Consider the following 19,490-nt stretch of genomic DNA (forward strand, 5'->3'; position numbering starts at 1 on the left):
TCGCTACACTGGCGTCCGTCCGAATTGCGTTGCAGCCCCCATGACCGCGTTGAAATACCTCCAGGCTTATCCCGCTACGCTCCAGGAGCAAGTACGCCAGCTGATCGCCAAGGACCAGTTGGGTGCGTACCTGGAGCAGCGTTACCCCGAACGCCACGCCGTGCAGAGCGACAAGGCCCTGTACAGTTATGCCCTGGCGTTGAAGCAGGAACACCTGCGTAACGCACCGTCTATCGACAAAGTGCTGTTCGATAACCGGTTGGACCTGACCCATCGCGCGCTCGGTTTGCACACCACGATTTCCCGCGTGCAGGGCGGCAATCTCAAGTCCAAGAAAGAGATTCGCATCGCTTCGCTGTTCAAGGAGGCTGCGCCCGAGTTCCTGCGCATGATCGTGGTGCACGAGCTGGCACACTTCAAGGAGTCGGACCACAACAAGGCGTTCTACAAACTCTGCCAATACATGATGCCGGGCTACCATCAGGTGGAATTCGACCTGCGGGTCTACCTCACCTATCGCGATTTGCAGGGCAAGCCCTAACCACAAGGCGACTGACCATGGATGTGAGCAAGACCAAAAGCAGTTTCTACCGCCGCCTGTACGTGGCGTATTTGATTGATAGCCAATTGGCCAGCAGCGTCCCGGCGCTCACCGAGGCGACCGGCATGCCTCGGCGCACCGCGCAGGACACAATTGCGGCGTTGGCCGACCTGGACATCGTGTGCGAGTTCGAACAGGAAGACGGTGCCCGCAACCACGCCGGGCATTATCGAATTCGTGACTGGGGGGCGATTGATCGCGGGTGGATCGCGGCCCATCTTGCGTCGATCAAGCAAGTGTTGGGTTACCCCTGAAACAGGGGGTGGCTGGACTGGCGCCATCGGGGACAAGCCCCCTCCCACATTTGATCTGTGAATACATTCAAGTGTGGGAGGGGGCTTGCTCCCGATGAGGCCCTCAAGCTCGGCGCATACCAATATGGGGAATATCGTCTTCCAGGTATTCCTCCCCGGCCACCACAAACCCGTACCGACCGTAATAGCCCTGCAAATGCGCCTGGGCCGACAGAAAGATCGGCATTTGCGGCCAGATATCTTCAATACGCTTGAGCGCCTCGATCATCATCTGGTGTCCCAGTCCGGTACCCCGTGCCGTTGGTGCAACGATCACGCGGCCGATCACCACATCACCGCCCTGGGACTCCGGGTCCAGTAATCGCAGGTAGGCCACCAGGGCATCGTCTTTCCAAGCCATCAGGTGGTGGGTATCACCTGCCAGGTCCTGCCCATCAATGTCTTGGTAAGCGCATTTTTGCTCGACGACGAACACTTCGCTGCGCAGCTGCAGGATGGCGTATAGCTGTTCCTTGCCCAAGTCGTCGTGGTGTTTGCAGACCCAATCAACCGTCATGATGTGTGCTCTTAAAAAGACTGGTCATGGATAGTAAGCGCGGCGGGCGCTGCTGTCTAAAAACCGGATTTTTGTGAATGGCGTCAATTTGCCATCATTCTATGCATGCGCCACTGGCTTCTTTGTGTAATCTGCAATGCAAGCTCATTGATGAGCTACTGTTATCAGGCCATCGCCTGCCCGCCAAGGACTTTGAGCATGCCGCGATTTTCTCGTGCCGTTGCTTTGATCGCAGTGTTGTTGCTGGCCCAGCCGGCGTTAGCACAACGTCTGCGTCTGGTGGCGGATGCCTGGCCACCGTTTACCGATGCCACGTTGATGAATGGCGGGCTGGCCACTGATATCGTCAGCACGGCCTTGGCTCGTGCGGGGTACGCCAGTGACTTCGAACAGGTGCCCTGGGCCCGTGCGCTGATGGGCGTGGGCGATGGGCGCTACGACGTGTTGATCAATGCCTGGTACGACGATGCGCGCACGCAGCTGGGGCAGTTTTCTGGCGAATACCTGCTTAACCGCGTGCGCTTTATCAAGCGCCGCGACGATCCCATCGACTATCAGAACCTGGAGCAACTGCGCGACGAATCCATCGCCGTGGTGCGTGGCTATGCCTATTCGGCGGCATTTGACCAAGACACGCAGTTGCAGAAAGTGCCTGTGCATAACTTCGCCATGGCCGTGCGCATGCTGGCGGCGCAGCGCGTACGGCTGACGCTGGAGGATGAATATGTGGCGCGTTATTACCTGGCGCGCGAGTCGCCCCGGGTGCGCAATGCCGTGGAGTTCTTGGACAAGCCGCTGAGCGAGAACAGCCTGCATATCCTGGTCAGCTTGAAGAACCCTGATCACGCGCAGATCGTCGCCGGCTTTGATCGCGAGATTGCCAAGATGAAGGCCGACGGCAGTTATGCGCAGTTAATGAAAGAGCATGGGATGTAGTGATCCTGCGGGCCTCTTCGGGGGCAAGCCCCCTCCCACAGTTGAGTGCATTTTCATGTGGAGCTTGCTCCCGATAGCGGTCTACGCCGCGCGGGTGTCTTTGATCAGATGCGCCGCCAACGTGCGCAACGGTCCCAACTGGCGACAGATCAACGCCAATTGCGTCTGCACCAATCGTTGCCCCTCATCGATCTCATCCGGCATTTGCTCCAGCTCTGCCGCCAAGGCTTCTTCGGCATCACTCTGAATCGCAATCGGTTGTTTGTTGGCCAGTCCGGTGGCGATCTCGTCGATGCTCGCCGCCAGGGTGTTGCCGGCACCGTCGATCAGATGCTCACGCACTTCGGCGGGCAACAGGGTTTCGCGATGCGCGCCCAGCCCCGACAAATAGCTGAGCAGGGTATGCGACAGCACCAGGAAGCGGAAACCCACATCGGCTTCCTTACGGAAGTGCCCCGGCTCCATCAGCATGTTGGCCAGGGTAGTGGACAGCGCTGCATCGGCGTTGTGCGCGTTGCGCCGGGCCAGGCGGTACGCCAGGTCGTCGCGCTTGCCGGCGGCGTATTGCTGCATGATCTGGCGCAGGTAGATGCTGTTGCAGGTCAAGGTGTTGGCCAGCACTTTGTTCAGGCGACGGCCCTGCCAGTCCGGCAGGAACAGGAACACCGTCAGGCCCGCGATCAAGCTGCCGAGCAAGGTATCGAACAAGCGTGGCAGGAACAGCCCATAACCATCACCCACCTGGTTGAAGCAGAACAGCACCATCAAGGTGATAGCCGCCGTGGCCAGGGTGTAGCGGGTGGTGCGGTTGATAAAGAACACCAGGCCCGCGGCAATGGCGAACATCGATTGCACCAGTGGGCTTGGGAACAGGTCGAACAGTGCCCAGGCCACGGTGAGCCCGATGGCGGTACCGACGATTCGCTGGCCGAGCTTGCGCCGGGTGGCGCCATAGTTCGGTTGGCAGACGAACAGCGTCGTCAGGATGATCCAGTAGCCCTGGGACGGGTGAATCAAGTGCAGCATGCCGTAGCCGATACTCAGCGCCAGAGGCAGGCGCAGGGCATGGCGAAACAGCAGTGAGGTCGGCGTGAGCTGAGTGCGCAGGCGCGTCCACATTTCCTTGAGGTTGCGGGGCGAGCGGTCCAGCAGGCTGCTGTCGGTGGCGTCGGCCAGGGCGTCAGGGTTGCTGGCGTCGCTGAGCAGGCGGTCGAGGGTGGACAGGTTGGCCGCCAACGCGCGCAACGAACGCAGCAGGCCGCGCCAGGCCGGGTTGCTTTGGATGCGCAGGTGTTCCAGGGACGCGTTCAGGTCGCCCAAGGCTTCGGCGAAGCTGTCGTCATAAATGAACGGCTGGCGCAGTTGGATCGATTCGGCGAGGGTCTGGCACGCCTTGCCTTGCTGGCGCAGCAGGCGCTGGCAGCGGAACAGCACATCGCTGTGGAAGAAGGCTTCGGCCAGGGCGTTGTAGGGGTAGTGGGAGGAGCTGGCACGCTCGTGGATGTCCTGGGCCAGGAAGTACAGCTTCAAGTAGCGGCTGACCTTCGAACCCGGCCGACCATTGCCGACGCGGTGCAGGATGATTTCCTTCGCGGCGTTCAAGGCGGCGACGACCCGGCCGTTCTGCTGGGCCAATTCCAGGCGCCGTGCTTCCACATCCAACTGGCGAATCGGTTCGAATAATGACGACTTGAGCTTGAGGTAACGCCCCAGCTCGCGGAACAACCGCGCCAGGCTCTGTTGCACCGGCTGGTTGGAGAACAGCGCCTGCCACAGCACTGACAGCGCGCCATACCAGGCAGCACCGGCTACCAGCAGCAGTGGCTCATGCCAGAAGTCAGTAACGGCGCCGCCGCGCTGGTCCACGCCGATCATGGTGTAGACCGACAGAATCAAGGTCGCCGAGGCAATCGCACCATAGCGCTCGCCCAAGGCGCCGAGCATGGTCAGGCCGAAACTGGCCAGGGCCAGGGCGATCGCAAAGATCCACGGGTAGGGAAAGAGCAGCTCCACCGACAGCGCGGCAATGCTGAAACACACCAGCGTCACTGCCAGGGCATTGAGCCGGCCTTGCCAACTGTCATCGGTCTCGGCCAGCGCACTGGCGATAATCCCCAGGAACAGCGGGATCAGCAGCGTCATTTCATCCTGATACCAGCACAGCGCCATGCTGCCGGTGAGGGCGATGAATACCCGTACGCTGTAGCTGAATTTATCCAGCGCCCACAGGCGCCGCATGGACTGCTTGAACGAGGTCGATGACATGAAGTCTGGAGTCTTCCGGGACGATGCCGCTAAATTGAGCCAGTAATGACGTCACGGCAAGCGTGGCGATCACATCGGTGCGCGAAAATATTGCGCATACACCACAAATCAAATGTGGGAGGGGGCTTGCTCCCGATGGCCGTGTGTCAGTCAGAACATCTGTTACTGATACACCGTCATCGGGAGCAAGCGCCCTCCCACATTGTTTACTGTATTGGGTCAGACAAACTGTGCGGCTGCGTAGCCCGACGCCCAGGCCCACTGGAAATTGAACCCGCCCAGGTGGCCGGTCACATCCAACACTTCACCAATGAAGTACAAGCCCGGGCTTTTCAGCGATTCCATGGTCTTGGACGACACTTCCCGTGTATCCACTCCGCCCAACGTCACCTCGGCCGTGCGGTAGCCTTCCGTGCCTGCCGGTACCAGTTGCCAGCTTCCCAGCTTCTGGGCGATATCGGCTATTTCGGCGTGGGTGTACTGCTTCATGGGCTTGGACACAAACCAGGTTTCCGCCAGCAGGTTGGCCATCTTCTTGGTGAAGATCTCCCCTAGCAGGGTTTTCAGCTCGCTGTTGGGGCGCTCGGCCTGCTGCTGTTGCAGCCAGGTGTGGGCGTCATGGTCGGGCAGCAGGTTGATTTCAACGGTGTCGCCGGGTTCCCAGTACGAGGAAATCTGCAAGATCGCCGGCCCGCTCAGGCCCCGATGGGTAAACAGAAGGTTCTCGCGAAAGCTCTGGTCGTTGCAGCTGACCAGGCAATCGACCGAGGTTCCGGACAACTCGCCGCACAGGTCCTTGAGTTGGTCGGTGATGGTGAACGGCACCAGCCCGGCGCGGGTCGGCAACAGTTCATGGCCGAATTGCCTGGCCACTTGATAACCGAAACCGGTGGCGCCCAGGGTCGGAATCGACAGACCGCCAGTGGCGATCACCAGGGATTCGCAGCGCAGCTCACCCAAGGTGGTCTGGAGTTGATAGCCGCCGTCGACTTTGGCGATTTCTACGATCGAGGTGTCCAGGTGCAAACTCACGCCGGCCTGGATGCATTCATCCAGCAACATGCCGAGAATGTCGCTGGATTTGTTATCGCAGAACAGTTGGCCAAGCTTCTTCTCGTGATACGGCACGCCATGCTTGGCCACCAGCCCGATAAAGTCCCACTGGGTATAGCGGGCCAGGGCGGACTTGCAGAAGTGTGCATTGTGCGAGAGGAAGTTGGCCGGCTCCGTGTACATATTGGTGAAGTTGCAGCGGCCACCGCCGGACATCAGGATCTTTTTGCCGGCCTTGTTCGCATGGTCGATCAACATCACCTTGCGCCCACGCCCGGCGGCGGTCAGCGCGCACATCAAGCCTGCGGCGCCGGCGCCAATGATCACAACTTCGGTCGAGCGCACAGCCACGTCCTCATACAAATTCTGAATTGAAATACAGTCAAATGGATTAACGGTCGTGTTACAGGATCCGCACGCGCAGCGATCGGCCCTTGATCTTGCCATCATTCAAACGCTGCAACGCCTGCTTGGCGATCCCGCGCTCCACGGCCACGAACGCCTGGAAATCAAAGATCGCGATCTTGCCGACCTGGGCGCCCGGGATGCCGGCCTCACCGGTCAGCGCGCCAAGGATGTCGCCCGGACGGACTTTATCTTTACGCCCGGCGGCGATGCACAGGGTGCTCATCTGCGGCAGCAGCGGGCCACCGCTTTGCGGCTTGAGGTTGTCCAACTGGTCCCAATTCAATGGCGACTTTTGCAGTTGCTCGATGGCTTGGGCGCGGTGGGCTTCGGACGGCGCCACCAGGCTGATCGCGATGCCGGTCTCACCCGCGCGGCCCGTACGGCCTACGCGGTGGATGTGGATTTCCGAATCGCGGGCCAGCTCGACGTTGATCACCATGTCCAGCGAGTCGATGTCCAGGCCACGGGCGGCAACGTCGGTGGCCACCAGTACCGAGGTGCTGCGGTTGGCGAACATCGCCAGTACCTGGTCACGGTCGCGCTGTTCCAGGTCGCCATGCAGGCCGACCGCGGAAATGCCCTTGGCGGTCAGGTGATCGACCGTTTCCTGCACTTGCTGCTTGGTAAAGCAGAACGCTACGCAGGAGGCCGGGCGGAAGTGCGCCAGTACCTTGGTCACGGCGTCCATACGCTCTTCCGGCGAGATCTCGTAGAAGCGTTGCTCGATCTGGTCATCGGAGTGGAACGCCTCGGCTTTCACTTGCTGCGGCGCACGCATGAACTTGGAGGCCAACTGCTTGATGCTCACCGGGTAAGTGGCCGAGAACAGCAGGGTCTGGCGGCGGGCCGGGGTCTTGCTGATGATGTCTTCGATGGCGTCGTAGAAGCCCATGTCGAGCATGCGGTCGGCTTCGTCGAGGATCAGCGTGTTCAAACCGTCCAGCACCAGCGAGCCCTTGCGCAAGTGCTGTTGGATGCGACCCGGGGTGCCGACGATCACGTGGGCGCCATGTTCCAGGGAGGCGATCTGCGGGCCGAGGGACACGCCACCGCACAGGGTCAGCACCTTGATGTTGTCTTCGGCCCGGGCCAGGCGACGGATTTCCTTGGCGACCTGGTCGGCCAGCTCACGGGTCGGGCACATCACCAGGGCCTGGCAGCCGAAGTAACGCGGGTTGATCGGGTTCAACAGGCCGATGCCGAATGCAGCGGTCTTGCCGCTGCCGGTCTTGGCCTGGGCAATCAGGTCCAGCCCTTTGAGGATCACCGGCAAGCTTTGCGCCTGGATCTGCGTCATCTCGACATAACCCAGCGAGTCGAGGTTAGCCAGCATGGCGGCGGACAGGGGCAAAGTATTAAAAGCGGTGGCGATGGTAGTCACGGGACTGGCTCTGCAAAACAAAATGTCGCGCAGTGTACCAGTCTCGTGGGATTTTCCCTGCAAGTTCTAGACGAGACGCTTGTTAATGCTCAAGGTCGTGCTCGCGGCTGACCGTCCGTTTACCGTCGGTTGGCGACAATTGGAGGAAGATCGCTGCAGCCAGCATGGCCATGACGCCAACCGTGAGGAAGGTCAACTGGAACGCGCCGAGCACGGTACTCACGCCGTCGTTGCCTGCCTCGGCGGTAAAACCGCCAAGCAGTGCGCCGGCACAGGCAACCCCCAGGCTCAGGGACAATTGCGCCACCACCGATAACAAGCTGTTGCCGCTGCTGGCCTGGGCGTCGTCGAGGTCAATCAGGGTCACGGTGTTCATCGCGGTAAATTGCAGGGAGTTGATCGCTCCCAGCACTGCCAGCATGCACAGCAGCAGCGGGTAGGGCGTGTGTTCGCTGACCAGGCCCATGCTGGCGAGCATGATGCCAAGCAACAGCGTATTGCCGGTCAGCACGACGCGATAGCCCAGGCGCTCGATCAACGTACGGGCGATGGATTTGGCAAACATCGCCGCCGCCGCCAGCGGCAGCATGCTCATCCCGGCTTCCGACGGTGAATAACCCAGCGCCACCTGCAACAGCAGCGGCACCAGGAACGGCAAGGCGCCGCTGCCCAGCCGTGCAAACAGGTTCCCGAGAATGCCCACGGCAAAGGTGCGCGTCTTGAACAGTACCGGCGAAAACAAGGGACTATCGATATGCCCGGCCCGCAGCCAATACGCCGCCAGGCAGGCCAGGCCACCGAACAGCAGCAGCATGACGCGCAGGTGCGGCAGGTGCAGTTCGCCCAAGCCTTCCATCGCGATGGTGATCAGCACCATCGCCGCGCCAAACAGCACAAACCCCATGCTGTCAAAGCGCGTGCGCTCGCTGCCACGCAGGTCGGGAATCAGCTTCCACACGGCATAGCAGCCGATCATGCCCACCGGCAGGTTGATCAGGAAGATCCAGTGCCAGGTCAGGTATTGCACCATCCAGCCGCCCATGGTCGGGCCAAGCAGCGGGCCGAGCAGGCCGGGAATGGTAATGAAGCCCATGATTCGCACCAGCTCGGAGCGAGGGTAGGCACGCAGTACGACTAAACGCCCGACCGGCAGCATCAATGCGCCGCCCAACCCCTGGATCACCCGGGCGCCGACCAACATGGTCAAGCTGCTGGACAGGGCGCAGAGCAGTGAGCCGATGCTGAATAGCATGATCGCGCCAAAGAAGATTTTTTTGGTGCCGAAGCGGTCGGCGACCCAGCCCGAGGCTGGGATCAGCAAGGCGACGGTGAGCATGTAGGCGATGATCACGCCTTGCATGCGCAGTGGGTTTTCCGCGAGGTCCCGGGCCATGGCCGGTAGTGCTGTGTTGAGAATCGTCCCATCCAGCGACTGCATGAAGAAGGCAATCGCCACCACCCAGGGGAGCCAGCGGGCGGTCTTGGCATCGAGAGGGGCGCGAGTTGGCATGGGAACCCTTTTGTTAGCAGGCTATGTGTCGCGATTATGCGCCATTCGTCGCTCCTTTTCCCACTGGCTGTTCGTCTAAATCTGATAACGCTGCGTGCTTTCCTACCAAGAAATCCAGTAGCGCACGGTGCACCGCCAACGCCGCCTCGCGGGACTCCAAGTCCAACAAATGGCCGGTATGTTCGGCGACGGCAAAGCTGCTGCGGCCCACGTTGTGTTTGAACAGCCGGGCCTCGGCGGCCGGCGTGTACTCATCCAGTGCGCCGTTGAGGAAATGCACCGGCGTTTCGATTTGGGTGAGCGCCGGCAGGTAGTTGCCATCCCCCAGTGCCAGTACCTGATGGATATGGAAACGCGCCTGGCGGTATTCGGTAGTGGCCATTGTCGACAGGTGCCGATGGTTATTGCGCTTGAGGCGCGGTGACAAGTATTTGCCGACCGTCTCGTTGAGCAAATGGCCGACGGCAGATTTGTCGTCGGCCTCGATCAGCACGCGCACACGTTCCACGTAGTCGAGCATTGCCTGGTTGAGGTTGGGCGCCAGGGCCATTACCACCGAGCTTTCGATGGAGGGCGGGTTGTGGGCCAGGGTCAGCAGCGTGGAGATGCCGCCCCAGGAGGCCGACACCAGATGGTTGACCTCAAAGCGCTCCACCAGCGCGCGGAGCATTTGCACCTCGTCGTCCTTGGTCACCAGGTCGAGGTCGGTGTTGTGCTCGCGTGAATAGCCGGAGAACGGCAGGTCGAACAGCAGCACATTGAAATGCTCGGCCAGGCATTTGCTGGTACGGGCGAATGAACGCGTGGTGGACAGTGCCCCATTGACCATCAAGAGGGTCTTCTTTTCCGAATCCTTTCCTAGTTGCTCAACATGAACGTTGTAGTGCTTGAACAGCCTTTCAATGACAAAACTTCCATGGTTCATGTCAACGCTCCAGCTTGCCTTTCCCGGGCAAGGTCATGCTCTCGTGGGTGAGGTGGCGTGGTGCCACTAACCGTTATAACGAGGTTTTTTGCAGACGACAACAGGCTGCCCGTGCAGACTGGGAGGAAGAGAATTTACGGTAGGGCGGGTCGAAACCGAGATGTCTGAAATCAGCACAAGACAATGTGGGAGGGGCAAGCCCCCTCCCACAGGGGGGTATTTACAACGTCAGGGTCAGGCGTTTAACCAGGGCGCCCGGCAACAGGTTGGATGCGGTGTTGCGCTGGCTGTAGGTGCTGGCCGACAACAGCAGTTCACGCTCGGCGGTCAGGGCTTCGAGCTGCGAACCGAGCAAGTTGTAGACGCTGTCATCAAAGCGCATGGTGCTCACCGGCGCCTTGATCTCACCGTCTTGCACCCAGAACGTGGCGAAGCGTGTCATGCCCGTCAGGCGCGCAGCGGGCAGGTCGGAGTAGTTCAAGTACCACAGGTTGCTGATGTACAGCCCGGTGCCCAATTGCTTGAGGATATCGGCCTGGGCGAGGTCGCCGGCCGCCATCTGCAAAGCGCTGGGTGACTCGTCGCTGCTGGCACCGTTGGTGCTCAGCCCGTATTCGGCTGCGCTGCGTGAGTTGATCAACTGGCCGCAGGCGGTGCCTGCACTGATCAGCGTGACATCACCACGCGGGTAGCCTTCGGTGGAAAACGCCTGGCTCAGGGAGCCGCTGATCTGCTCATCGATCGTCACCAGCGGGCTCAACGATTGTTCACCGGCATAGAGCTTTTGCAGCGAACTGCCTTTGCTGGCTATCGCTTGGGCAGAAAACCCACCCCAGGTAATGATGCCGATGATTTCTTCCAGCGCTGCCGGCGCAAGGTAGGCGCGGTATTGGCCGGGCGCCAGGGGGTGTAACGGGCGACCGAGAAACGCCAGTTGCTCGCGCGCCTGCTGAAAACGCGCAGCGAACTCGGCGCTGTTCCAGGTGTGCCCGGCGTAGCTGGCTTTTACCGCTTCCCCATTGGCGTGGAACAGGCTGAAATCGAAGTTGAAGCTATTGGCCTGGTGCCAGCCGAACGCACCGTCCGAACTGGCAAAGCCACGGCTGATCGGGCCGGCGGCGTAGAAACCGACCAGGTCCACGCCTTCTGCGGCCTGGCTGATGTCTTCCAGCACGTGCGCCAGTTCCGGCAGCGGGCGCAGTTGTTCGTTGTGGTTTTGCCAGGCTGTGTGGTTGAGCAGCAAGTACGGGTCTTGCGGCAGCAAGGGCAGGGTCTGGCGTAACTGGTGCAGGCCATCGGCGAGGCGCTGGCGGTCCAGTTCCGGTTCGCCGGCCAGGGTGATGCCAAGGTCGGCGTGGCGGCCATCATTGATCAACTTGAGGCTCAGGCTGGCCTGTTGTACCTGGCCGGCCTGGCGTACCCGTGCGTGGTTGAAGCGCACGAACTCGGACGATTCAGCAGCAAAGCCGAGATGAAATTGTTCCTTGTCGGTGATGGCCTGCTTGAGCCAGTCCACCAGTGCCTTGAAGTCGTTCATCAGGCATCTCCCCCAAAAACGTCGACATCACTGAACACGCACGCGGGTGAGGCATGGCCCACGCGAATCACCTGGTTGGGCTCGCCTTTGCCGCAGTTCGGCGTACCCAGGACCTTGAAGGTGCTGGCGTCGCCGACGGCGCTGAGCTTGCGCCAGAACTGCGCGGAAACGGCGCGGTAGTTGGGGTTCTTCACCACGCCCTTGAGCTCGCCGTTTTCGATCAGTTGGCCCCACTCGCAGCCGAACTGGAATTTATTGCGCGCATCGTCGATGGACCAGGAGCGGTTGGTGCTCATCAGGATGCCGTGTTCGATACCGCCGATCAGCTCGGCCTGGGTCTTGTCTGCGGCTTCGATATTCAGGTTGGCCATGCGGTCGATGGGCGGGCGGTTCCAGCCGCAGGCACGGCTGTTGGCGACGCCTTGCAAGTTGGCGCGAAATTGCGACAACGCACCGCCCAATGGCTTGAGCAGCAGGCCGTTGCGGATCAGGAACTGTTTGCTGGCGCGCGTGCCGTCATCATCATGCCCGTAGCTGGCGAGCTGTTCGGGTATCTCTGGGTCGAAGGTCACGTTGAGCAAGGGCGAGCCGTATTGCAGGTGGCCGAAGTCGCTGGCCTTCACAAAGCTGGTGCCGGCGTAGTTGCGCTCATCGCCCAGGATACGGTCCAGCTCCAGAGGGTGGCCGATGGATTCATGGATTTGCAGGATCATCTGGTCCGGCATCAGCAGCAGATCGCGCGGGCCCTGGGGCGTGTTTGGCGCCAGCAGCAGTTGCAGGGCCTCATCGGCCACCTTGCTGGCGGCGCCCACCAGGCCAAAGCGGCGAATCACGTTCGCGCTGCCTTGTTGGCCGAAGTTGGTGCCGCCCAGGGTGCGGGTCTGGCTGTCGTTGCCGTCGAAGGCGGTGACGCTCAGGCCGGGGTAGACAAAGCGCTGGGCCTGACGCAATTGCGCGCCGGCACTGTTGAGGTAGATCTGTTCCACGCGGGTGGTGCCAAGGCTGACTTCCCAGGTTGCCAGGCGCTCGTCCTTGGGCACGGCGGCGGATTCGTCACCGAGCAATTGGTAGCAGTCGCTCAGGGACGGGAAGGGCTGGTCGAGGTCGGGCGACAGGTAGTCGGCGACGTCGCTGGACACCGGTTGCTGGCGCAGGTCGAGCAGGGCGTGGGGCAAAATCCGCCGGGCTTGCTGCTCGGCGCGCTCGAGGGCGGCTTGCAGGCCGGACAGCGAAATATCGTGGGTCGCGGCATAAGCTTCCACGCCGTTGAGACGCACGGTGAGCATAGCGCCTTCGTCATGGCCCAGGTGCGGCGGCTCGGCGACGTTCTTGCGTACCGACAGGTATTGGCCGGATTCGCGTACGTAACGCAGGGAGAAAAACTCGGCGGTGGTGCGCAGGGCACTGAAGTGCTTTTTGAGTGTGGCGTGGTGTTCGAACATGGGGCCTTCCTTGTGGGCGGCTCAGCGCGGGCAGGCAAACAGAGTAGGCCCGGGCTGGGGAGCTGATCAAGGAGAGGCGATTCTTTGTGGCACGTGCCCCGTTGTGGCGAGCGGGCTTGCCCCGCGCAGCGGCCCCAAAAATCTTGGGAGCGCTACGCACTCCAACGCGGGGCAAGCCCGCTCGCCACGTACAGGGATGGGTTATTGCGCAGTCGGGCCCACTTCACGCAACGGCTTGCCACGCACCGGCGCATCGCCTGCCACGTAGTAATCCGCAGTGCTGCGCGGCAATGGCTTGCGGCCACGGATCTTGTCGGCGATTTTCTCGGCGATCATGATCGTCGGCGCGTTCAGGTTGCCGGTGGTGATGATCGGCATGATCGACGCATCGACCACACGCAGACCCTGCATGCCATGTACGCGGCCTTCGCCATCCACGACCGCCATGTCATCGGTGCCCATCTTGCACGAGCAGGACGGGTGGAACGCGGTTTCGGCGTGCTCGCGGATGAACTTGTCCAGTTGCTCATCGGTTTGCACGTCGATGCCCGGGCTGATTTCGCGGCCACGGTATTTGTCCAGTGCCGGCTGTTGCATGATTTCACGGGTCAGGCGGATGCCGTCGCGAAATTCCTGCCAGTCCTGCTCGGTGGCCATGTAGTTGAAGAGGATGCTCGGGTAGTCCCGTGGGTTCTTCGACTTCAGTTGAATGCGACCACGGCTCGGCGAACGCATGGAACCCATGTGTGCCTGGAAACCGTGCTCTTTCACGCCATTGCTGCCGTTGTAGTTAATCGCCACCGGCAGGAAGTGGTACTGGATGTTCGGCCAATCGAATTCTTCGCGGGTGCGGATGAAACCGCCGGCTTCGAACTGGTTGCTGGCGCCGATGCCGGTGCCGTTGAACAGCCACTCGGCACCGATGGCCGGCTGGTTGTACCAGAGCAGCGATGGGTACAGCGACACTGGTTGGGTGCAGGCGTATTGCAGGTACAGCTCAAGGTGGTCCTGCAGGTTTTCGCCGACGCCGGGCAGGTCGTGGACCACCGGGATGTCGAGGCTTTCCAGCAGTTTGGCCGGGCCGACCCCGGAGCGTTGCAGCAGTTGCGGCGAAGCGATTGCGCCGCTGCACACCAGCACTTCTTTACGGGCGCGGGCTTCAACACGTTCTTCGGCCGCGCCGATCAGGTAACGCACGCCGACCGCACGTTTGCCTTCGAACAGCACTTTGTCGGTGAGGGCGTGAGTGACGATGGTCAGCGTCGAACGCTTCTTGGCGGTGTCCAGGTAACCGCGAGCGGTACTGGCGCGACGGCCTTTGGGCGTGACGGTACGGTCCATCGGGCCGAAGCCTTCTTGCTGGTAGCCGTTCAAGTCGTCGGTACGCGGGTAACCGGCCTGTACGCCAGCTTCAACCATGGCGTGGAACAGTGGGTTGTTGCCGGCTTTGGGGGTGGTCACGCTGACCGGGCCGTCGCCACCGTGGTAGTCGTTCGGGCCGATATCGCGGGTTTCGGCTTTACGGAAATACGGCAGGCAGTCGAGGTAGGTCCAGTCTTCAAGACCTGGCAGCTTCGACCAGTTGTCGTAGTCCATCGCGTTGCCACGGATGTAGCACATGCCGTTGATCAGGGAAGAACCACCCAGGCCCTTGCCGCGACCGCATTCCATCCGGCGGCCATCCATGTGTGGCTCTGGGTCGGTTTCGTACGCCCAGTTGTAGCGGCGGCCTTGCAGCGGGAACGCCAGGGCGGCCGGCATTTGGGTACGGAAGTCAAAACGGTAGTCCGGGCCACCGGCTTCCAGCAGCAGGACGGTGACGCCTTCGTCTTCGGTCAGACGGGTCGCTAATGTGTTGCCCGCAGAACCTGCGCCAACAATGATGTAGTCGTATTCTTGAGTCATGGGGGCTCCTTGAGAGCTGCAAGCTTTAAGCTTCAAGCTGCAAGAAAAGGCAGCGAGCGGTGTATCTGGGAGGTGCGGCAAACCAAGCTGCTTTTACTTACAGCTTGAAGCTTGCCGCTTGGGGCTCATCAGAACACTGATGCGTAGTCGCCCAGCTCAACCTGTACCGATTTGATGCGGGTGAAGTTGTTCAGCGAGCTGATGCCGTTCTCACGGCCTACACCGGATTGCTTGTAGCCACCGACCGGCATCTTCGCGTCGGACTCGCCCCAGGCGTTGATCCAGCAGATACCCGCTTCCAGCTGATGAATCACGCGGTGGGCGCGGTTCAGGTCGCGGGTCACCAGGCCAGCGGCCAGGCCGAAGTCGGTGTCGTTGGCACGACGGATCACTTCTTCTTCGGTCTCATAGGTGAGGATGCTCATCACTGGGCCGAAGATTTCTTCGCGCACGATGGTCATCTCGTCGGTGCAGTCGGTGAACACGGTCGGGGCAACAAAGGCGCCTTTGGCGAAGTCGCCATCGGTCAGGCGGGCGCCGCCGCACAGTACGCGGGCGCCTTCTTCCTTACCTTTGGCGATGTAGCCGAGCACGCTTTCCATGTGGGCAAAGCTGACGAGCGGGCCGAAGTTGGTGTTGTCGTCTTGTGGGTTGCCAACGCGAATACGCGCAACACGCTCAACGATCTTGGCTTCGAAGGCCGCTTGCAGGTGCTTGGGCACGAACACGCGAGTGCCGTTGGTGCAGACCTGGCCGGAGCTGTAGAAGTTGGCCATCATCGCGATGTCGGCCGCGCGATCCAGGTCGGCGTCTTCGAACACGATCAATGGCGACTTGCCGCCCAGTTCCATGGTCACTTCCTTGAGCGAGGAGCTCGAAGCGCTGGCCATGACTTTCTTGCCGGTGTCGGTGCCGCCGGTGAACGAAACTTTCTCGATGCGCGGGTGCTCGGTCAGCCAGGTGCCGACTTCACGGCCGCTGCCGGTCAGTACGTTGAACACGCCCGCTGGAACGCCGGCTTCGGTGTAGATCTCGGCCAGTTTCAGGGTGGTCAGCGAGGTGACTTCGCTTGGCTTGAAGATCATCGCGTTACCGGCAGCCAGGGCCGGTGCGGATTTCCACAAGGCGATCTGGATCGGGTAGTTCCACGCGCCGATGCCGGCGACTACGCCCAGCGGCTCGCGGCGGGTGTAGACGAACGAGGTGTCGCGCAGGGGGATCTGCTCGCCTTCGATAGCAGGCACCAGGCCGGCGTAGTATTCCAGCACGTCAGCGCCAGTGACGATGTCGACGTACTTGGTTTCGGAGAAGGCTTTACCAGTGTCCAGGGTTTCCAGGGCGGCCAGATCGTCGTTGCGCTCGCGCAGAATGTCGACGGCACGACGCAGGATGCGCGAACGCTCCATGGCGGTCATCGCGGCCCAGATTTTCTGGCCTTTCTCGGCGCTGACCACAGCACGTTCAACGTCTTCTTTCGTGGCACGTTGCACTTGGGCGAGAACTTCACCGTTAGCCGGGTTGATGGCTTCGAAGGTGGCATCGCTGCCAGCGTCGCTGTAGCCGCCGTCAATGTAGAGTTTTTGCAGGTCGAAACGGGCCATAAAGTCCTCGCAAGTGCATAAGTGGTTGGCGTTACCTGCCGCAAAGTGGGCCATAAGGGGGTGGCAACACTGAGCGACAGACGTTCAGGGGTTGAGCGTTTATAAGGGCTCTAACTCACCTGCTTGGCCAATTGGAAATCCATGTATTCGTAAGCGATCCGTTGCGCTTGCGCCGTGTCGAAAGCGTCTCCCGACAGGGCACCGCGCAACCACAAACCGTCGATCAAAGCCGCCAGCCCCCGTGCCGCGCTGCGCGCTTCAGGCAGCGGCAGCTCCCGGCGGAACTGGCAGCACAGGTTGGAATACAGACGTTGATCGTTGATCCGCTGCAACCTGTGCAAAGACGGGTGGTGCATGCTGGCGGCCCAGAAGGCCAGCCAGGTTTTCATTGCCGGTCCATTGACCTGGCTGGCATCGAAGTTACCTCCGATGATCACCTGAATGTGTGCCCGTGGGCTGTCATCCTTCAGCGCCAGCCTGCGTTCATGGACGTTCTCGATCAGCGCATTCATCAGGTAGCGCATCGTCGCTGCGATCAGGCCGTTCTTGTCCTGAAAGTAGTGACTGATGATGCCGTTCGAGACGCCGGCCAAACGGGCGATCAGCGCAATGCTGGCATCTCCCATTCCAACCTGATCGATGGCCGTTAGCGTGGCTTCGATCAACTGCTGGCGGCGTATGGGTTGCATACCGACCTTGGGCATGTAGCACCTCTCCTTAGGCCTGCCGACTGGCGATAAACGTCCGTCGGCTTGAGGGCCAGTCTATTTTGTTTTGATTGAACGTTCAATCAACAAAGAATAAGATCTGCGACAAATGGTCGCTGCCTACAGATATTTCCTACCTGTGAGCCTCGGCACATGACACCTGCAAAAACCCTTGAAACAGGCCGTATCAGGGCCTGGCCAGCGCTTCGGCGCGGCTCAAGCATTTTCGGGGTGTCTTTATAACACCCGTCCGTCGACTGCCGAAAAATCGATGTCCCGGGATAACCGCTGCCTTGTGTTTCTCTCTCGCACTGCCTGGAGCATCTGCGCCATGAGTTCTGCCTCTCTTATAAAGACCCCGCCAGAAAAGGTCCGGGTCAACGGTTGGGTGTTCTACACCTCCACCGCGCTGATTCTGTTGTTGACCGCCATTCTGATCATCGCCCCGCAGGAGGCCGGGCGCTTGCTCGGCGTCGCCCAAGCCTGGCTTTCGAAAAGCTTTGGCTGGTACTACATGGTGGTCATCGCCGCCTACCTCGTGTTTGTGGTGGGCCTGGCGTTTTCCTCCTACGGCAAGTTGAAACTGGGCAGCAAGGACGACACCCCGGACTTCAGCTACGGCGCCTGGGCCGGCATGTTGTTCTCGTCGGGCATCGGCATCTCGCTGCTGTATTTCGGCGCCTCGGAACCTCTGGACCACTACTTCAACCCGCCGGAAGGCGCCGCCGCCAGCAACGGCGCGGCACGCCAGGCGCTGCAACTGACCTTCCTGCACTGGGGCCTGCATGGCTGGGCGATCTACGCGCTCGTCGGCCTGGCCGTGGCGTACTTCGCGTACCGTCATAACCAGCCGCTGGCCTTGCGTTCGGCGCTGTATCCGCTGGTTGGCGAGCGCTGGGTCAAAGGCGCGGCCGGCCACGCAGTGGACGGTTTCGGCATGTTCGTGACCTTGCTGGGCCTGGTCACGAACCTGGGGATTGGTTCGATGCAGGTGTCGTCCGGGTTGGAAAACCTGTTTGGCATGGAGCACAGCAACACCAACCTGCTGATCGTGATCATCGTGATGAGCACTGTGGCGACCATCGCCGCCGTGTCGGGTGTGGAAAACGGCATTCGTCGCCTGTCCAACCTCAACATCGTGTTGTTCAGCGGTTTGCTGATCTTTGTGCTGCTGTTTGGCCCGACCCTGCACCTGCTCAATGGCTTGGTGCAGAACACCGGTGACTACCTGAACGGGATCGTGCTGAAAACCTTCGACCTGTATGTGTACGAAGGCGATGCTAACAAGACCGAGCGCTGGATGGGCCTGTGGACGCTGTTCTATTGGGCGTGGTGGATTTCCTGGGCGCCATTCGTGGGCATGTTCATCGCGCGTATTTCCCGTGGTCGTACGGTGCGTGAACTGGTGGCCGGCGTGTTGTTGATCCCGCTGGGCTTTACGCTGGCGTGGCTGTCGATCTTCGGTAACTCGGCCCTGGACCTGGTGCTGAACCACGGTGCGGTGGAGTTGGGCAAGACGGCACTGGAACAACCTTCCATGGCCATCTACCAACTGCTTGAGCATTACCCCGCGTCGAAAATTGTGATCGGTGTGTCGATCTTTGTGGGTTTTGTGCTGTTCCTGACCCCGGCGGACTCCGGCGCGGTGATGATGGCCAACCTTTCCTGCAAAGGCGGCAACGTGGACGAAGATGCACCGCACTGGCTGCGCATCTTCTGGTCGGCGGTGATCACGCTGGTGACCATCGGCCTGCTGTTCGCCGGTAACTTCGAAGCCATGCAAACCATGGTGGTACTGGCGGGGCTGCCGTTTTCGGTGGTGCTGATTTTCTTCATGTTCGGCTTGCACAAGGCCATGCGCCAGGATGTGGCGATCGAGCAGGAACAGGCGCAATTGGCTGAGCGTGGCCGCCGTGGTTTCAGCGAGCGTTTGACCGCCCTGGACCTGCAGCCGAGCCAGGCGACCGTGCAACGTTTTATGGACAAGCACGTTACGCCGGCGCTGGAAGAAGCGGCGACGGCATTGCGTGATCAAGGGCTGCAAGTGCAGACCTTGCTGGGCAAATCCAAGCGCTGTATCGGTGTACGTATCGAGATGGAAGAGGGCAACCCGTTTGTCTATGAAGTGAGCCTGGATGCTTACTCGTCGGCATCGAACGACTTGCCCGAGGAAGAGCGCACGCGTTACTACCGGGCCGAGGTTTACCTGCACAACGGGCCTCAAGAGTACGACCTGATGGGCTTTGCCCAGGAGCAGATTACCCGGGATGTGCTCGATCAGTTTGAAAGCCATCGGCAGCTCCTTGGCCGTGTCTATAGCTGATAGTTGAAGCCCAGGGGGTGTCCGCACCGACACCACTGGGACCAAAATGTGGGAGGGGGCAAGCCCCTTCCCACATTTTGACCCCG

General features: G+C 60.9%; 15 protein-coding genes. 4 read left to right on the forward strand and 11 right to left on the reverse strand.

Annotated elements, in window-relative coordinates:
* Positions 1-40: 40 nt before the first annotated feature.
* Together M5B43_RS06845 and M5B43_RS06850 are read left to right on the forward strand one after the other, a co-directional pair.
* A complete protein-coding gene (locus M5B43_RS06845) occupies positions 41-541 on the forward strand; it encodes a M48 family metallopeptidase (RefSeq protein WP_248749382.1) in 501 nt (166 codons plus the stop codon).
* Positions 542-558: 17 nt separating this feature from the next.
* Positions 559-855, forward strand: a complete 297-nt coding sequence (locus M5B43_RS06850) for a winged helix-turn-helix domain-containing protein (RefSeq protein ID WP_248749383.1) — start codon at positions 559-561, stop codon at positions 853-855.
* A gap of 103 nt (positions 856-958) precedes the next feature.
* On the opposite strand, the gene M5B43_RS06855 is transcribed toward M5B43_RS06850, so the two are convergent.
* Entirely contained in the window at positions 959-1,411 is a 453-nt protein-coding gene (locus M5B43_RS06855) for a GNAT family N-acetyltransferase (RefSeq protein WP_248749384.1), read from the reverse strand.
* A gap of 198 nt (positions 1,412-1,609) precedes the next feature.
* On the opposite strand from M5B43_RS06855, the gene M5B43_RS06860 reads away from it, so the two are divergent.
* Complete coding sequence (locus M5B43_RS06860; protein ID WP_248749385.1) at positions 1,610-2,347, forward strand: transporter substrate-binding domain-containing protein; 738 nt, start codon at positions 1,610-1,612, stop codon at positions 2,345-2,347.
* A gap of 81 nt (positions 2,348-2,428) precedes the next feature.
* On the opposite strand, the gene yccS is transcribed toward M5B43_RS06860, so the two are convergent.
* The 10 genes from yccS to betI form a co-directional block, all read right to left on the reverse strand.
* Positions 2,429-4,612, reverse strand: a complete 2,184-nt coding sequence (gene yccS / locus M5B43_RS06865; RefSeq protein WP_248749386.1) for a YccS family putative transporter — start codon at positions 4,610-4,612, stop codon at positions 2,429-2,431.
* A gap of 219 nt (positions 4,613-4,831) precedes the next feature.
* Positions 4,832-6,010, reverse strand: coding sequence for an NAD(P)/FAD-dependent oxidoreductase (locus tag M5B43_RS06870; RefSeq protein ID WP_248749387.1), 1,179 nt, complete (start codon positions 6,008-6,010; stop codon positions 4,832-4,834).
* A gap of 58 nt (positions 6,011-6,068) precedes the next feature.
* A complete protein-coding gene (gene dbpA, locus M5B43_RS06875) occupies positions 6,069-7,406 on the reverse strand; it encodes an ATP-dependent RNA helicase DbpA (protein WP_232005461.1) in 1,338 nt (445 codons plus the stop codon).
* A 130-nt stretch (positions 7,407-7,536) separates the two neighbouring features.
* Positions 7,537-8,964, reverse strand: a complete 1,428-nt coding sequence (gene mdtD, locus M5B43_RS06880; protein WP_248749388.1) for a multidrug transporter subunit MdtD — start codon at positions 8,962-8,964, stop codon at positions 7,537-7,539.
* Between the two features lie 34 nt (positions 8,965-8,998).
* Positions 8,999-9,889, reverse strand: a complete 891-nt coding sequence (locus tag M5B43_RS06885; RefSeq protein ID WP_248749389.1) for an alpha/beta hydrolase — start codon at positions 9,887-9,889, stop codon at positions 8,999-9,001.
* Between the two features lie 220 nt (positions 9,890-10,109).
* Entirely contained in the window at positions 10,110-11,426 is a 1,317-nt protein-coding gene (locus M5B43_RS06890; protein ID WP_248749390.1) for a TldD/PmbA family protein, read from the reverse strand.
* Positions 11,426-12,868: a TldD/PmbA family protein gene (locus tag M5B43_RS06895; protein WP_248749391.1), complete on the reverse strand. Its 1,443-nt coding sequence runs from the start codon at positions 12,866-12,868 to the stop codon at positions 11,426-11,428. Before M5B43_RS06895 ends, M5B43_RS06890 begins: the two co-directional genes overlap by 1 nt.
* Before the next feature lie 201 nt (positions 12,869-13,069).
* Entirely contained in the window at positions 13,070-14,773 is a 1,704-nt protein-coding gene (gene betA, locus M5B43_RS06900; RefSeq protein WP_248749392.1) for a choline dehydrogenase, read from the reverse strand.
* Positions 14,774-14,901: 128 nt separating this feature from the next.
* Positions 14,902-16,374, reverse strand: a complete 1,473-nt coding sequence (gene betB / locus M5B43_RS06905) for a betaine-aldehyde dehydrogenase (protein WP_248749393.1) — start codon at positions 16,372-16,374, stop codon at positions 14,902-14,904.
* 110 nt (positions 16,375-16,484) lie between these two features.
* Positions 16,485-17,078: a transcriptional regulator BetI gene (gene betI, locus M5B43_RS06910; protein WP_248749394.1), complete on the reverse strand. Its 594-nt coding sequence runs from the start codon at positions 17,076-17,078 to the stop codon at positions 16,485-16,487.
* Between the two features lie 391 nt (positions 17,079-17,469).
* On the opposite strand from betI, the gene M5B43_RS06915 reads away from it, so the two are divergent.
* The gene (locus M5B43_RS06915; RefSeq protein ID WP_248749513.1) at positions 17,470-19,404 is read left to right on the forward strand and encodes a BCCT family transporter; all 1,935 of its coding nucleotides are present in this window, start codon (positions 17,470-17,472) and stop codon (positions 19,402-19,404) included.
* Positions 19,405-19,490: the final 86 nt, after the last annotated feature.

The sequence above is a fragment of the Pseudomonas sp. MWU15-20650 genome (assembly GCF_023242475.1).
Taxonomy (GTDB): Bacteria; Pseudomonadota; Gammaproteobacteria; order Pseudomonadales; family Pseudomonadaceae; genus Aquipseudomonas.

Bases quoted from the DNA above. Each gene is read 5' to 3' on its own strand.
- M5B43_RS06845 (WP_248749382.1), top strand. From the start codon at position 41: ATGACCGCGTTGAAATACCTCCAGGCTTATCCCGCTACGCTCCAGGAG.
- M5B43_RS06850 (WP_248749383.1), top strand. From the start codon at position 559: ATGGATGTGAGCAAGACCAAAAGCAGTTTCTACCGCCGCCTGTACGTG.
- M5B43_RS06855 (WP_248749384.1), bottom strand. From the start codon at position 1,411: ATGACGGTTGATTGGGTCTGCAAACACCACGACGACTTGGGCAAGGAA.
- M5B43_RS06860 (WP_248749385.1), top strand. From the start codon at position 1,610: ATGCCGCGATTTTCTCGTGCCGTTGCTTTGATCGCAGTGTTGTTGCTG.
- yccS (WP_248749386.1), bottom strand. From the start codon at position 4,612: ATGTCATCGACCTCGTTCAAGCAGTCCATGCGGCGCCTGTGGGCGCTG.
- dbpA (WP_232005461.1), bottom strand. From the start codon at position 7,406: ATGCTGGCTAACCTCGACTCGCTGGGTTATGTCGAGATGACGCAGATC.
- mdtD (WP_248749388.1), bottom strand. From the start codon at position 8,964: ATGCCAACTCGCGCCCCTCTCGATGCCAAGACCGCCCGCTGGCTCCCC.
- M5B43_RS06885 (WP_248749389.1), bottom strand. From the start codon at position 9,889: ATGAACCATGGAAGTTTTGTCATTGAAAGGCTGTTCAAGCACTACAAC.
- M5B43_RS06890 (WP_248749390.1), bottom strand. From the start codon at position 11,426: ATGAACGACTTCAAGGCACTGGTGGACTGGCTCAAGCAGGCCATCACC.
- M5B43_RS06895 (WP_248749391.1), bottom strand. From the start codon at position 12,868: ATGTTCGAACACCACGCCACACTCAAAAAGCACTTCAGTGCCCTGCGC.
- betA (WP_248749392.1), bottom strand. From the start codon at position 14,773: ATGACTCAAGAATACGACTACATCATTGTTGGCGCAGGTTCTGCGGGC.
- betB (WP_248749393.1), bottom strand. From the start codon at position 16,374: ATGGCCCGTTTCGACCTGCAAAAACTCTACATTGACGGCGGCTACAGC.
- betI (WP_248749394.1), bottom strand. From the start codon at position 17,078: ATGCCCAAGGTCGGTATGCAACCCATACGCCGCCAGCAGTTGATCGAA.